General features: G+C 70.8%; 13 protein-coding genes and 1 pseudogene. 12 read left to right on the top strand and 2 right to left on the bottom strand.

All coding sequences use genetic code 11. From position 1 onward, the window contains the following. Positions 1-47: 47 nt before the first annotated feature. The 6 genes and pseudogenes from IG78_RS0114680 to IG78_RS0114655 all read left to right on the top strand — a co-directional run bounded on the left by IG78_RS0114680 (position 48) and on the right by IG78_RS0114655 (position 5,227). Positions 48-233 (top strand): hypothetical protein, encoded by a 186-nt coding sequence (locus IG78_RS0114680; protein WP_030563068.1) that lies wholly within the window; start codon positions 48-50, stop codon positions 231-233. After that, a complete protein-coding gene (locus tag IG78_RS49185; protein ID WP_051852641.1) occupies positions 230-1,483 on the top strand; it encodes a DUF6286 domain-containing Asp23/Gls24 family envelope stress response protein in 1,254 nt (417 codons plus the stop codon). Before IG78_RS0114680 ends, IG78_RS49185 begins: the two co-directional genes overlap by 4 nt. Next, on the top strand, positions 1,480-2,064 hold the full coding sequence (locus tag IG78_RS0114670; protein WP_157855799.1) for a hypothetical protein: 585 nt from the start codon (positions 1,480-1,482) through the stop codon (positions 2,062-2,064). The genes IG78_RS49185 and IG78_RS0114670 overlap by 4 nt, the downstream gene beginning before the upstream one ends. A 159-nt stretch (positions 2,065-2,223) precedes the next feature. Continuing rightward, entirely contained in the window at positions 2,224-3,072 is an 849-nt protein-coding gene (locus tag IG78_RS0114665) for an SAM-dependent methyltransferase (protein ID WP_030563063.1), read from the top strand. Between the two features lie 105 nt (positions 3,073-3,177). Further along, positions 3,178-4,118 (top strand): annotated as a pseudogene (locus tag IG78_RS42125) (aminoglycoside phosphotransferase family protein). 113 nt (positions 4,119-4,231) lie between these two features. Then, the gene (locus tag IG78_RS0114655; RefSeq protein WP_030563061.1) at positions 4,232-5,227 is read left to right on the top strand and encodes a TAXI family TRAP transporter solute-binding subunit; all 996 of its coding nucleotides are present in this window, start codon (positions 4,232-4,234) and stop codon (positions 5,225-5,227) included. 155 nt (positions 5,228-5,382) lie between these two features. On the opposite strand, the gene IG78_RS0114650 is transcribed toward IG78_RS0114655, so the two are convergent. Both IG78_RS0114650 and IG78_RS0114645 read right to left on the bottom strand, forming a co-directional pair. Next, complete coding sequence (locus IG78_RS0114650) at positions 5,383-6,789, bottom strand: sensor histidine kinase (protein ID WP_030563059.1); 1,407 nt, start codon at positions 6,787-6,789, stop codon at positions 5,383-5,385. A 9-nt stretch (positions 6,790-6,798) separates the two neighbouring features. Then, on the bottom strand, positions 6,799-7,488 hold the full coding sequence (locus tag IG78_RS0114645) for a response regulator transcription factor (RefSeq protein ID WP_030563057.1): 690 nt from the start codon (positions 7,486-7,488) through the stop codon (positions 6,799-6,801). Between the two features lie 449 nt (positions 7,489-7,937). Here IG78_RS0114645 and IG78_RS0114640 point away from each other — a divergent pair, with 449 nt between their 5' ends. The 6 genes from IG78_RS0114640 (at position 7,938) to IG78_RS52640 (ending at position 13,674) form a co-directional block, all read left to right on the top strand. Further along, complete coding sequence (locus tag IG78_RS0114640) at positions 7,938-8,714, top strand: amino acid ABC transporter ATP-binding protein (protein ID WP_030563055.1); 777 nt, start codon at positions 7,938-7,940, stop codon at positions 8,712-8,714. Positions 8,715-8,760: 46 nt separating this feature from the next. Further along, positions 8,761-9,681, top strand: coding sequence for a glutamate ABC transporter substrate-binding protein (locus IG78_RS0114635; protein ID WP_030563053.1), 921 nt, complete (start codon positions 8,761-8,763; stop codon positions 9,679-9,681). A gap of 184 nt (positions 9,682-9,865) precedes the next feature. Next, the gene (locus tag IG78_RS0114630; protein WP_030563051.1) at positions 9,866-10,513 is read left to right on the top strand and encodes an amino acid ABC transporter permease; all 648 of its coding nucleotides are present in this window, start codon (positions 9,866-9,868) and stop codon (positions 10,511-10,513) included. Further along, positions 10,510-11,391 (top strand): amino acid ABC transporter permease, encoded by an 882-nt coding sequence (locus IG78_RS0114625; RefSeq protein ID WP_030563049.1) that lies wholly within the window; start codon positions 10,510-10,512, stop codon positions 11,389-11,391. The genes IG78_RS0114630 and IG78_RS0114625 overlap by 4 nt, the downstream gene beginning before the upstream one ends. Positions 11,392-11,732: 341 nt before the next feature. Then, positions 11,733-13,541 carry an FAD-dependent monooxygenase gene (locus IG78_RS0114620; RefSeq protein ID WP_078964976.1) on the top strand — a complete coding sequence of 603 codons (1,809 nt, stop codon included), beginning with the start codon at positions 11,733-11,735 and terminating at the stop codon, positions 13,539-13,541. Next, positions 13,444-13,674 (top strand): putative leader peptide, encoded by a 231-nt coding sequence (locus tag IG78_RS52640; protein WP_404827683.1) that lies wholly within the window; start codon positions 13,444-13,446, stop codon positions 13,672-13,674. The genes IG78_RS0114620 and IG78_RS52640 overlap by 98 nt, the downstream gene beginning before the upstream one ends. Positions 13,675-13,737: the final 63 nt, after the last annotated feature.

Here is a 13,737-nt window from a genome sequence, read left to right as displayed (position 1 = left end):
CCGGCGGCGCCCTGCCCGAAGTCCTTCTCTGCGGTGTGAGGTGAGTGATGAACAAAGCCCTGGTGGGCCTGTTGGTGGGCATGGCGCTGGGATTCGCCGGGTGGTTCGGCGGGTTCGGTGCGTTCCTGCTGGTCGCCGCGCTCGGCGCGGTCGGTTACGTCCTCGGACGCCTGATGGACGACGGCGTCGACGTCCGCGACTTCCTGTCGGGCCGTGACCGGGAGCGGCGATGAGTGGTTCCGCCGCGGAGCCCGGTCCGGCACCCGTCGCCGGGCGGGCGGCCGCCCCCGCCGCAGAGCGCGGCGCGACCACCGTCGCGGACCGGGCGGTGCGCCGCATCGCGGAACGGGCCGCCACGGAGGCCCTGGGGCCGGGCGACGTCCGGGTCGGGCGGGGTTCGGCGGCCGTGCGTGGCCGCCGGGCCCGGGTGGGGGTCACGGTGTCCGTGCCCTACCCGGGTGTCCTGGACGACACCGGCGCGCGCGTGCGGTCCCATGTCGTCGACCGCACGGCCCAGTTGACTGGCCTCTCCGTGGACGCGGCCCGGATCCACGTGCAGGAACTGTCCGTGCGGGAGCTGCCCGCGCGGGTGCTGCCCGCGCAGGAGGCCCCCGTACAGGAGGCCTTCGTACAGGAAGCCCCCGTACAGAAGGCCCGCCTACAGAAGAACGTGCCCGTACAGGCGGCTGCTTCGCTCCGGAAGGCTTCCGTCGCGGAGCCGCCCTCTACGGAGGTGCCGATTTCCCGCGGCGGTCGGCGGCCGTGGTCCGAACGCCGTGTGCCCGTGGCCGTGTTGGCCCTGGTCGCAGCCGCCGTCTCCGGAGTCGTGCTGTACGACGTGGTGGCGGTGCACGCGGCCGGGCAGCCGCCCGCGCGGTGGCGGGTCCGACTCATGGAGTGGCTTGCCACGCACGGCCCGGAGGCGGGAACGGCGGTGAACCTCGCCGCTGCGGCGGCCGTGTTCGCGGTCGGCCTGTGGCTGCTGTTCCTGGCGGTCACCCCGGGGCTCCGGCGCCGTCTATCGCTCACGCCACCGCTGCCCGGGGTGCGGGCCGTCCTGGAACGCGGGGCGGCCGCGGCCCTGTTGCGGGACGCCGTCGCGGAGGTGCCGGGCGTCACGAAGGTCCGGGTGCGGTTCGGCCGCCGCCGGGCCCGGGTGCGTGGCGGGGTGGAGTTCGGGGATCCTGCCGCCGCCCGCCAGGAGGCCCTCAGGGCGGCTCAGGAGGCGCTGGCGGAGATGGGTCTCGTCAGGACGCCCCGGCTGCGCGTACGGCTGCGTACGGAGCCGTACTGGCGCGCACCGGAGGCGTCGCCGCAGGCGCCGGAAGAGCCGCAGGCGCCGGAAGAGCCGCAGGCGCCGGAAGAGCCGCCGACACCGGAAGAGCCGCCGGACCCCGAAGAAGCGCACGGCCCAGAAGAATCACAGGACTCGGAAGACCCCGAAGACCCGCAGGAGCCCACCGGGAGGAACACCCCCTCATGAGCGCACTCCGTCGAGGCGTGAACCGCGCGACGCTGCTCTGCGCGGCGGCGGCGCTCCTGGGCGCCGGCGCCGCGCTCGCCACCGCGGCGGACCCCGTCCGCGACCGGCTGCCGTCCGGCTGGCCGCTCCTGGACACCGGCCGCGTCTGGCTGGGCGAGAACACGGTCGACGGCTGGCGCGACCACGGCTGGTGGACCCCCGTGGCGATCACCGGCCTGTCCCTCGCCCTGCTGCTGTTCCTGTCCTGGGCCGTTATGGAGTTCCGCTCCGGACGCCTGCGCGTCCTGCAACTGGGAAGGCCCGGTGTGACCCTGGCGGGACCGGCACTGGCTGCCGCGATGGCCGAGCGCGTACGGGCTGTCGACGGCGTGGCCCGGGCCCACGTGCGTCTCGTCGGCCGGCCCCGGCGGCTGCGGGCCCGCATCACCCTCGTCCTGACTCCGGACGGCACCCCGCGCGCCGCACTGCGTCAACTGTGCTCGCAGGCCGTGGCGGAGGCGCGTGCGGCCGCGGCCCCGCGGGAGCTGGAGGCGGAGGTACGGATGAGCGTCCAGACCCACAAGGCCCGGCGTATCCGCTGAGCAGTGCGCCCCGAAGCCGAAGCGGGACGCCCGCGCGCGTACCCCCTGCGCGCACGCGTAAGCTGCCCTTGCGCAAGTTGGTGCGGGAGCGACAAGTTCCGGCAGTAGATTGCCCGTTGGCGTCACCACCCTCATTACGTCACGCCAGGAGGCGATCACGTGACCGCGAGTTCATCCCCGCAGGGCGCATCCGGATCCCCGCAGGACGCGGCCGCCGCCGTGCGGGACCGGATCAACACCGCGCAGCCGCACACCGCCCGGATCTGGAACTACTGGCTCGGCGGCAAGGACAATTACGCGGTCGACCGCGAGGCGGGCGACAGCATCCGCGAACTGCACCCGGGAATCGGTGACTACGCGCGCGCGGACCGGCTGTTCCTCGGTCGCGCGGTACGGCACCTGGTGGCCGACTGCGGCGTACGCCAGTTCCTCGACATCGGCACCGGCCTGCCGACCGCCGACAACACCCACGAGGTGGCCCAGCGGATCGCCCCGGAGTCACGCATCGTCTACGTAGACAACGATCCGCTGGTGCTGACCCATGCGCGTGCCCTGCTGACCAGTTCCCCCGAAGGACGCACGGACTACCTGGATGCCGACATGCGCGATGTCGACTCCGTCCTTGAGCATGCCGCGAAGACTCTGGACTTCAGCCGGCCGGTGGCGTTGATGCTCCTCGGGGTGGTGATTTTCATCGAGGACGACCAGGAGGCACTCGGTCTCGTACGCCGCGTGATGGACGCGCTGCCCTCGGGCAGCCACCTGGTGCTCTCGCACACGATCACCAGTCCCGCGATGCCCGACGTCGACGCGGCCGTGGCCTTCTGGAACGAGCACGGAACGCCGAAGCTCACGCAGCGCACGCCTGAGCAGGTCGCCCGCTTCTTCGACGGTCTCGCCCTCCTCGATCCCGGCGTGGTGTCCTGCTCGCGGTGGCGCCCGGATCCGACCGACCAGGGCGAGCCGGACGAGGTGGCGATGTTCGGCGGGGTGGCCCGCAAGGACTGAATCGCCGCCTCGCCCGAGCCGAGCCGGGTACCGCCGCCACGGGCGGGCGACGCACCGCGGGGAATTCGCTTTCGCCGCGCCCCCGTGACGATCAACAATGCGCGCATGCAGTCGCCCACGCCGTCCTCGAACGACACCCTTCCGCACGACAAATTGCACGCCGGTGAACCGGACATCGACGTACCGCTGGTGCGCGATCTGCTCGCCGCGCAGTTCCCGGAGTGGGCCGACCTGCCGGTCGAGCGGTTTCCTTCGTCCGGCACCGTGAACGCGGTGTTCCGGCTCGGCGACACCATGACGGTGCGCCTCCCGCGCACCCCCGGGGCGCCGACGACGTGGCCATGGAGAGCCGCTGGCTGCCGTGGCTGGCCCCGCAGCTCCCGGTGGCCGTCCCGGCCGTGCTCGGCCGTGGCGAGCCCGGCGAGGGCTACCCCTGGTCCTGGTCGGTGCACCGCTGGCTCGACGGCGAGCATCCGGTCGCCGGTGAGCTGACGGCGCCCGGCCCCCTGGCCGCTGACCTGGCCGCGTTCGTCGCGGCGCTGCGCCGCGTCGACACCGCCGCAGGGCCGCCCGCCTATCGCGGAGGCCCGCTGGCGGGGGAGGACACCGAGACGCGGAACGCCATCGCCGAGCTGCGGGATCTCGACGAAGGCTTCGACCTGGACGCCGCGACCGCGGTCTGGGAGTCGGCCCTGCGCGCCCCCGCCTGGGACGGCCCGCCCGTCTGGGTCCACTCCGACCTCATGCCCGGCAACCTCCTGGTCCGCGGCGGCCGCCTCGACGCGGTGATCGACTTCGGGACCGCGGGCGTCGGCGACCCAGCCTGCGACCTGATCGCCGCGTGGAACCTCCTGCCCGCCGACGTACGCGAAAAGTTCCGCACCGGCACGGGCGCCGACGACGCGACGTGGGAGCGCGGGCGCGGCTGGGCGCTGTCCATGGCGCTGATCCAGCTCCCGTACTACGCCGTGACGAATCCGGTGATCGCCGCCAACGCCCGTCACGTCGTCCGCGAGGTCCTCGCCGACCACGCCCGGCAGGGCTGACGTGCCCCGCTGAGCGCCCGCTCAGCACTCGCCGGACCCCTGGGCCTCGTCTCCGGCTCCTCCGGGGGACCGGCCCTGGTCAGCACGGCGTACGAAGTGGCAGGATCGCCGCCATGCTCGCGGCCCTGCCCCATCTCAGCCGGCGCCGGGCCCTCCAGGCCTCGGCGGCCGGGTTCGTGGTGTGCGGGCTGCTGCTGTGGTGGCTGCTCCCGGTCGGCGAGAGTTCGCCGCAGGGCCGGATGACGTTCAGTACGGGCGTCAAGGGCGCCGTCTACGAGCGGTACGGGAAGCTGCTGCGAAACGCCGCGGCCAACGACATGCCGGACGTCGACATCAAACTCCTCAACAGTGAGGGGTCGCAGCAGAACGTCGAACGGGTGGCCACCGGGAGGGCCGACTTCACCATCGCGGCGGCCGACGCCGTGGCGGCGTACCGCCTCGACAACCGGCCGGGCGCGCACCGGCTGCAGGGCTGCGCGCGCCTGTACGACGACTACGTACAGCTCGTCGTCCGGCGCTCGTCCACGATCGAGAAGGCACAGGACCTGCGGGGCAAGCGCATCGCCGTGGGCCAGCCCCGCTCGGGCGTGCGACTGATCGCGGGCCGCGTGCTCAAGGCCGCGGGGCTGAACCTGGACAAGGACCTCACGGCCCTGCCCGCGGGCATAGACACCGCTCCCGACATGCTGCGGCACAACAAGATCGACGCGTTCTTCTGGTCCGGCGGACTGCCCACGACGTCGGTGCGCGAGCTGTCCCAGGGCCTGGACATCCGCCTGGTGCCGCTCGGCGACCTGGTCGACGCGCTGCACGAGCAGGGTGGCGCGTCCCGCTACTACCGCGCCGCGGTCATGCCGGCCGACGCCTACCCCCACGCCCAGCAGAACGGGTCCGTGCCGACGCTGGCCGTGGCGAACCTCCTGGTGACCACGGACCGGGCCGACCCCGAGCTGACCGAGGGCCTGACCCGTACGGTGATCGACAGCCGGGACCATATCGGCGCGCGCGTGCACGCGGCGCAGTTGGTCGACCTGCGCACCGCCCTGTACACGGACCCGCTCACGCTGCACGAGGGCGCGCGCCGCTACTACCGGTCGGTCAAGCCCTGAGCGGACCCTTGAGGGGCCTGCCGAGCCGGAGCCAGGGGCTTGCCCGAGCCGGAGCCAAGGGCCTACCCGAGCCGGAGCCAGGGGCTTGCCCGAGCCGGAGCCGGAGGCTTGCCCGAGCCGGAGCCAGAGGCTTGCCCGAAAGCGTCCTAGGGGCCCTAGGGAGCCTGGCGGGGGATCCCCACCGTCACCTTCAAGCCGTGCGGCTCATGACGCTCGTACGCCATGCTGCCGCCCCCCGCGGCGAGCAGCGCGCGTGAGATCGAAAGGCCGAGGCCGGACCCCTTGACGTTCTGGTGGCGGTTGCTGCGCCAGAAGCGGTCGCCGACGCGGTCGAGTTCGTCGTCCGTGAGCCCGGGGCCGCCGTCGGTGATGACGACGGTCGTGGTCGAGTCGGCGGAGGCGACCCGTACAAGGACCTCCTCTCCTTCGGGGGTGAACTTCAGGGCGTTGTCGATCACCGCGTCCAGGGCGCTGGACAGGGCGACCGGGTCGGCCCAGCCGGTCGTCGCCGGGCACTGTCCGATGAGCCGGACGCCGCGCTCGTCGGCGAGCGGGCGCCACGCGGCGACCCGCTCGGCCGCCAGCTCACCGATGTCGGTGAGCCGCAGATCCGCCGCCGCGTGTTCCGCGAGCGCCAGGTCGAGCAGGTCGTCGAGGACCTGCGCGAGGCGCTTGCCCTCGGTGCGCACCGAGGCGATCTCCTCGTTCCCCTCGGGCAGTTCGAGGGCCAGAAGCTCGATGCGGAGCAGCAGGGCGGACAGCGGATTGCGCAGTTGGTGGGAGGCGTCGGCGACGAAGGCGCGCTGCTGCTCGAGGACGTCTTCGACGTTGTCGGCCATCTCGTTGAACGACCGGGCCAGGCGTCTGAGTTCCGGGGGCCCGCCGGCGGCCGCGACCCGCGAGTTGAGACGTCCGGTGGCGATGTCGTGGGTGGTGGCGTCCAGGACCCGTACCGGACGCAGGACCCAGCCGGTGAGGCGCAGCGCTGCGCCGACCGCGAGGAGCATCGCGGCCGACTCGCCCGCGGCGATCAGCAGCCAGCCGTGCAGGGTCTTCGCGCGCATGCGCCCGGTGGGCGAGTCGGTGACGACGACGGCCACCACGTCGCCGTCGCGGATCACCGGTGAGGCGACGACGATGCGCCCGCCCTCCTCCCAGGGCCACACCTGGGGAGGGTCGTGGCTGCCGCGGGAGCGCAGGGCCTCTTCGAAGGCGCCGCTCACCCCGTCGCTGCCGGTGGGCAGGAACCAGTCGCCCGGGGCGTGCGCCATGGGGAAGCGGTCGCGGAAGAAGACGCCCGCCTTGATGCGGTACACCTCGTGGTAGTAGTCGAGCTCCTTCTGGAGGGTCGCGCGCCGCTCGTCCTTGTCCTGCACGCGTGAGCCCGAAGGCCGCTGGGTGACGAACTGGGCGAGCGCGGCGAAGCGTGCCGTGTCGTCGATGCGGTCGACGACCACCTTCTGCTGCTGTGCCGATGCCACGCTGACCGCGAGCGGGAAGCCGAGGGCCAGCAGTACGCCGGCCATCAGGACGATGAGGAGCGGCAGGAGGCGGGCGCGCACCTGTGCCCGCTACGACGCCGGGGCGACGAGCCGGTAACCGACTCCGCGCACGGTCTCGATCAGGGCGGGCATGTGCAGCTTGGCGCGCAGGGACGCCACATGCACCTCCAGCGTGCGGCCCGTGCCCTCCCAACTCGTGCGCCACACCTCGCTGATGATCTGTTCCCGGCGGAAGACGACCCCGGGGCGCTGGGCGAGCAGCGCGAGCAGATCGAACTCCTTGCGGGTCAACTGGACGGCGGCTCCGTCCACGCTGACCTGGCGGGTGGGCAGCTCGATGCGGACGGCGCCGAGGCGCAGCTCGGTGTCGGCGGGCGTCTGCGGGACGTCGGCGGCGGGGCGACGGATGACCGCGTGGATGCGGGCGATGAGCTCCCCTGTGTCGTACGGCTTCACTACGTAGTCGTCGGCACCGAGGTTCAGGCCGTGGATGCGGGAACGTACGTCGGCGCGGGCGGTGACCATGATGACGGGCGTGGCGGTGCGCTTGCGGATCTTTCCGCACACCTCGTAGCCGTCCTGGTCGGGCAGGCCGAGGTCGAGGAGCACCACTCCGAAGGGTGCCGCTTCGCAGGGCAGCAGGGCCTGGAGGGCCTCCTCGCCGTTGCGTGCGTGGGTGACGGCGAAGCCGTGCCGGGCGAGGACCGCGGACAGGGCTGCGGCCACGTGGTCGTCGTCCTCGACGAGCAGCAGTCTCATGCGGTCCCCCTCCAGCCCATCGGCCCCCCAGTGGTTCATCGGACGTCAGTGGTTTACAGATGTCGGTGGTTCACCGTCGTCGGTGGTTCACCGTCGTCGGTGGTTCACCGTCGTCGGTGGTTCATCAGACGTCAGTGATTGACCGGCGTCAGCGGTTCATCGGTCGTTCCGTCGTCCCTCACGCCGTGCTGTGCGTCCGTTCGCGAGCACCCGGCACGCGCGCGTGAACGCACCAAGGCATCCACGCCGATGAATAAGGACCGCGTCAAGACCTCTCGGGTCACGGACACGTTCCGTTATGCACCCGGTACGCAGCCGGTGCGCCCCCTTCACACGGAGTGTCCGGTTGCGGCCGGATCGTTATGCTCAATTTCCCCTCAGATGTAATGACGCTGGTCGCACCGGGTTACTACTGTCCTCCCAACCCGAGGAGGATGGAGCAACAAGCCGTGACCGAAGTATCGGTGACCAAGGACGCCAAGCCCACGGCGGACGACCTTGTCGTGCTGAAGGGTGTCAACAAGCACTTCGGCGCCCTGCACGTCCTCCAGGACATCGACCTGACCATCGCCCGCGGCGAGGTCGTGGTGGTGATCGGCCCCTCGGGGTCGGGCAAGTCGACGCTGTGCCGCACCATCAACCGCCTGGAGACCATCGACTCGGGCGCGATCTCGATCGACGGCAAGCCGCTGCCCCAGGAGGGCAAGGAACTCGCGAGGCTCCGCGCGGACGTGGGCATGGTCTTCCAGTCCTTCAACCTTTTCGCGCACAAGACCGTGCTCGAGAACGTGATGCTGGGCCAGGTCAAGGTGCGCAAGACGGCCAAGGCGGAGGCAGAGGAGAAGGCACGCGGCCTGCTCGACCGGGTGGGCGTCGGCTCGCAGGCCGACAAGTACCCGGCGCAGCTCTCCGGCGGTCAGCAGCAGCGCGTCGCGATCGCCCGCGCGTTGGCGATGGGCCCCAAGGTGATGCTCTTCGACGAGCCCACATCGGCGCTCGACCCCGAGATGATCAATGAGGTCCTCGAGGTCATGCAGCAATTGGCCCGTGACGGCATGACCATGGTGGTCGTCACGCACGAGATGGGCTTCGCCAGGTCGGCGGCCAACCGCGTCGTCTTCATGGCCGACGGCCGGATCGTCGAAGAGGCCGTGCCGGATCAGTTCTTCAGCAACCCGCGCAGCGACCGGGCCAAGGACTTCCTGTCGAAGATCCTTAAACACTGAGGCTTCACGCCGTCTCAACGCCAGTCAAGACAAAGGATGTTCACTCATGAAGCTCCGTAAGTCCGCGGCCGTCGCAGCGGCCATCGCTGCGCTCTCGCTGACGGCCACCGCGTGTGGCGGCAAGGACGGCTCCGCCGGCGACGAGCCCGAGGGCCCCGCCAAGTCCGGCGGCAAGGAACTCAGCTACACGGTCAAGAAGGACGCCGCGGTCGACTCCTCGGTCTTCAAGGCGGCCAAGAAGCGCGGCAAGCTCGTGGTCGGCGCCAAGGCCGACCAGCCGTACCTCGGCTTCCAGGACCAGTCGACCAAGAAGTACTCCGGCTTCGACATCGAGATCGCCAAGATGATCGCCGCCGACCTCGGCTTCTCGGCAGACCAGATCGAGTGGAAGACGGTCGACTCCGGCGCCCGTGAGACCGCGGTCTCCAAGGGCGACGTCGACCTGATGATCGGCACGTACACGATGAACCCCGAGCGCAAGAAGCAGATCGACTTCGCGGGCCCGTACTACCACGCCGGTGCCTCCCTGCTCGTCCGCAAGGACGAGAAGGACATCAAGGGCCCGGACACCGTCCGCGGCAAGAAGGTCTGCTCGATCGTCGGCTCCACGCCGCTGCAGAACATCAAGAAGCCGAAGTACGGCGCCAAGGTCACCGAGCTCTCCAAGTACTCGGAGTGCGTCGCCCAGATGTTGAACAACCAGGTCGACGCCGTCACCACGGACGACGCGATCCTGATGGGCTACGCCGCGCAGAACAAGGGCAAGCTCAAGGTCGTCGGCGAGACCTTCTCGGACGAGCCGTACGGCGTCGGCCTGAAGAAGGGCGACGCCGCCCTGCAAAAGGCCGTCGCGGACGCCATCAAGGCGCACCAGGCGAACGGCGACTACAAGAAGGCCTTCGAGGCCACCATCGGCATCTCGGGCTCCAAGTACCAGGAGCCGCCGGCCTTCACGGACCCGAAGTAGTCCCGGACGTCCCGCTCCGCGCCGCGCGGCGCGGAGCGGGACGTTCCCTGTCAGAACCGAAGCCGGAATCGCTGTCGGCCCCGTCGCGAACACCTGCCGCCCCGCCGATGTCACCCCGCCGACGTCGACGGGTTGGGCCTGTCGTGAACCCTGCGACCCGTCGCGAACACCTCGCGGAGAATTCATGGACGTATTGCTCGACAACCTGTCGCTCTTCCGCGAAGGGTTCTACGGCACTGTCAAGTTGACCGTCGTCAGTGCGCTGGTGGCCGTCGTGGCCGGTGTCGTCGTCGCGGGGTGCCGCGTCTCGCCGGTGCTTCCGCTGCGCATATTCGGCACCGCCTGGGTCACCCTGCTGCGGAACACCCCGCTGACGCTGCTGTTCCTGGTGGCGTTCTTCGTGGTGCCGAAGGTCCTCTTCCCGGACCTGGACTCCTTCGCGCTCGCCGTGACCGCGTGCGGCTTCTACACCTCGGCGTTCGTGGCCGAGGCGGTGCGCTCCGGCATCAACACGGTGCCGCTCGGTCAGGCCGAGGCGGCCCGCTCGATCGGCCTCACGTTCGCCCAGAGCATGCGCCTCGTCGTGCTGCCCCAGGCCACCCGGAACGTGGTGCCGCCGCTTTCCAGCATCTTCATCGCCCTGACGAAGAACACCGCCATCGCGGGCGCCTTCGACAACACCGAACTGTTCAACGTGTCGAAGACCCTCAGCAACGACGGCTACGACATCGTGATGATCTTTGTCTGGATCACCGTCGCCTACCTGATAATCACGTACGCCATCAATGGCCTCTTCCGGGTCCTGGAGCACCGTTTGGAGGTCGCCCGATGAGTGCGAACGTCCTCTTCGACGCCCCGGGCCCCAAGGCCCGTGTCCGCAACATCATCTACACCGTCGTCGGCGGTCTCGCCGTCCTCGGCGGCATCGTGTGGATCATTCTGCGGCTGAACGACAAGGGCGAGTTCGACCCGGACCTGTGGGACATCTTCAACTACTCCGGTATCCGGCAGAACATCCTCGACTCGCTGGTCGCCACCCTGAAGGTGTTCGCTCTCGCCGGTGTCCTCTCGCTGGTCTTCGCCGTGGTCCTGTGCGTGGCGCGGCTCTCTGAGCACCGTCCCGTGCGCTGGATCGCCGTCGCCTTCATCGACCTCTTCCGGTCGATTCCGCTGCTCATCACGATCTTCGCGTTCTGGGTCGGTCTCGTCGGTGACATGACGCCGTTCTGGGCGCTCGTCCTCGGCCTGACGATCTACAACGGATGTGTGCAGGCGGAGGTGCTGCGTGCTGGCATCAACGCGGTGCCCAGGGGCCAGAAGGAGGCCGCGTACGCGCTCGGCCTGCGCAAGACGCAGGTCATGGCGACGGTCCTGTTCCCGCAAGCCATCCGGTCGATGCTACCGTCGATCATCAGTCAGCTCGTGGTGACGCTGAAGGACACCTCCCTCGGCTTCATGATCCTCTACCCGGAGCTGCTGCAGTCCGCCCGGCTCATCGCCAACAACACTCCGGTGAACGGCGTCTATCCGTTCGTGCAGACGGTCACCGTCTTCGGTTTCATCTACATCTCGCTCTGCATGCTGCTCTCCGCGCTCGCCACCTGGCTCGAGCGGCGCGGGCGGCGCGCGAAGACGGGCATCAGGGTGGCCGCCGCGACCGAGCCCACCGCGGCGGTGGAGATCGCCGACGGGGCGCCGGGGCCGAAGTAGTCGGCCTCGGGCCCGAAGTAGGACGAAGAGTCCCTGGTATGAACGTGTGAGGGTCCGCCGGGGTTCCGGCGGACCCTCACACGTTCCCTCCCCGGGCCGCGGCGCGTTCCTCTCCGGGGAGGGCGGCACGTTCCCTCCGGGCCCCGGCACGTTCCCTCCGGGCCGCGGCACGTTCTGGCAGGTCATGGGCGATTCTGGGGGTTCCGCCCCCGAGCGTCCGGCTTGACGGGGTGGCACGCAGTCTGTTGCATACGTTCTGTGATCGTGCACCGGGCTCCAACTGCCATTTCCTGTACGTACGTCCAGCGTTCGCGGACCGTGGTGACAGGAGGCCGTGCCCCGTGGACCCGGTGATCGTCGTCGGCGCGGGCCCCGTCGGTCTCACCCTCGCCCTGGCTCTCGCACGTCACTCCGTCCCCACCGTCGTCCTCGACGAAGGGCCCGGCAAGGACGAGCACCGGCCCGCGCGGACCGCCGTCCTGCGGGACGACACCGCGGCACTGGTGGAGCGGCTCGCCGGGCGCTCCCTCACCGGCGGGGACACCGGCACGCGCTGGAGCGGCTGGCGTTCGATGCGCCGCAAGCAGGTGGTGCGGCAGCTCACGTTCAGTGACGAGCAGCCCTCCCCCCTGCACGTCCCCCAGCACGTGCTGACCGGTGCCCTGCGCGACGCCGTCGCCGACGAACGCCTCGTCAAGATCGCCGTCGAGAGCAAACTCGACAGCCTGGAGCAGCACGCGTCCGGCATCACCGCGCACACCCGCGGCCCCAAGGACGCCTGGTGGCGCGGCAGCTACCTGGTGGGTTGCGACGGCCCGCGCTCGACCGTGCGCAAGCTGCTCGACGTCCGCTTCCCCGGACGCACAGCGGTGGAACGGCACGCGGTCGCCGCGCTGCGCACGGAACTTCCGTGGCCCGGTGAGGCGTTGTTGCACCGTAGCCCTCCTTGGCGCGGCGGCGGCGCCGAGGTTTCGGCGCGGCCGCTCGACCACGGGGTGTGGCGGATCGACTGGCTGCTGCCCCCGCGCGGCGAGCTCGTGACGCCCGAAGTCCTCGTGGCCCGCATCCGCGAGACCCTCGCCGGGTGGTGCGGCGGCGCCATTCCCTCGTACGAACTGCTCGACACCGGTGTGCACACGGTCCACCACCGTCTCGCCCGCCGGTGGCGGGTGAACCGCGCCTTCCTCGCCGGTGACGCCGCGCACCTCCTGGGCACACTCGGCACCCAGGGCCTCGACGAGGGTCTGCGCGACGCCGACAACCTCGCCTGGAAGCTGGCGCTCGCCTGGCACCACGGCCCGCACGAAGCGCTGCTAGACAGCTACCAGACCGAACGGCGCGGCGCCGTCACCACCCGCCTGCGCACCGCCGACCAGGCGCTGCCCCTGCTGCGCGGCGGCAAGGGCCTGCGCGCGTACGTCCCCGGCTCCGCGCGCAGCCAGGACGCCCTGCTCATGGACGGCCATGTGGGCAGCGGGCAGTTGGGCACGCCCGCGTCCTACGCCGACTCGCCGCTGGCGGCGGAACCCTCGGGCTCCGTGGTGCCGGTGGGCACGCCGCCGGGCGCCCCGATCATCGACGTGAGCGTGACGGCGCCCGACGGGTCCTTCGTGCCGCTGCGGGGGCGGCTCGGCCGCGGCAAGTTGCTCGTGGTGCTCGTCGCCCCCGGCACCGTCGTGTGGGAACGGCGGCACTGGGTCACGGCCGGGATCATGCCGCGGCTCGCCGCGGCGGTCGCCGCACTGCCCCACCCCGCCGAACTCCTCGTCGCGGAGAGCTATCCCGGCGCCGCCGCGCACACCGTCCTCCTCGTACGACCCGACGGCCATCTGGTCACCGCCCTCAGCGGCGTACGTCCCGCGGAGTTGTACGCGGCGGCGGAGGCGGCGCTTGGCAGGAACGGGGGGCGCGGGCAGCGGCCACGCGCCACCGAAAGCGGGGAAGGCGGGGAAGGCGGCGAAACCGTGGAGAGCAAGGGCGAGGGCGTGTCCGGGGAGCCGGTCGGGGTGCCGTCGGGGCCGGCGTCCGAACGCCGGTCCGGGACTGCGTCAGATGCCCACAGCCGAACCTCGTCCACCGCTTCCACCAGCGCAAAAGGTGGTCCTCAAGGTCCTGAAGCGACGCCTGGGAGCAACCGACCGACCGGATGATGAGCATGAGTTGACCGGTCTTCTGCTCCATGGTCTACTCCGGACCATGACCGACACCGCTGTTCGCCTGTGGCGGCGGGTCCACATGGACCTCGTGCGCTACGCAGGCTGCGTGTGTCGGCCGTCCCTCTGAATTCGCCTCCTCCATCTTTCTGCGCGCCGTGTGCCGGCGCGCCGTTCCGCGAACTCACTGGAC

This window comes from Streptomyces aureocirculatus (genome assembly GCF_000720475.1).
Taxonomy (GTDB): domain Bacteria; phylum Actinomycetota; class Actinomycetes; order Streptomycetales; family Streptomycetaceae; genus Streptomyces; species Streptomyces aureocirculatus.
This window is presented reverse-complemented; position numbering and strand designations above follow the sequence as displayed.

Bases quoted from the DNA above. Each gene is read 5' to 3' on its own strand.
- IG78_RS0114680 (WP_030563068.1), top strand. From the start codon at position 48: ATGAACAAAGCCCTGGTGGGCCTGTTGGTGGGCATGGCGCTGGGATTC.
- IG78_RS49185 (WP_051852641.1), top strand. From the start codon at position 230: ATGAGTGGTTCCGCCGCGGAGCCCGGTCCGGCACCCGTCGCCGGGCGG.
- IG78_RS0114670 (WP_157855799.1), top strand. From the start codon at position 1,480: ATGAGCGCACTCCGTCGAGGCGTGAACCGCGCGACGCTGCTCTGCGCG.
- IG78_RS0114655 (WP_030563061.1), top strand. From the start codon at position 4,232: ATGCTCGCGGCCCTGCCCCATCTCAGCCGGCGCCGGGCCCTCCAGGCC.
- IG78_RS0114645 (WP_030563057.1), bottom strand. From the start codon at position 7,488: ATGAGACTGCTGCTCGTCGAGGACGACGACCACGTGGCCGCAGCCCTG.
- IG78_RS0114635 (WP_030563053.1), top strand. From the start codon at position 8,761: ATGAAGCTCCGTAAGTCCGCGGCCGTCGCAGCGGCCATCGCTGCGCTC.
- IG78_RS0114630 (WP_030563051.1), top strand. From the start codon at position 9,866: ATGGACGTATTGCTCGACAACCTGTCGCTCTTCCGCGAAGGGTTCTAC.
- IG78_RS0114625 (WP_030563049.1), top strand. From the start codon at position 10,510: ATGAGTGCGAACGTCCTCTTCGACGCCCCGGGCCCCAAGGCCCGTGTC.
- IG78_RS52640 (WP_404827683.1), top strand. From the start codon at position 13,444: ATGCCCACAGCCGAACCTCGTCCACCGCTTCCACCAGCGCAAAAGGTG.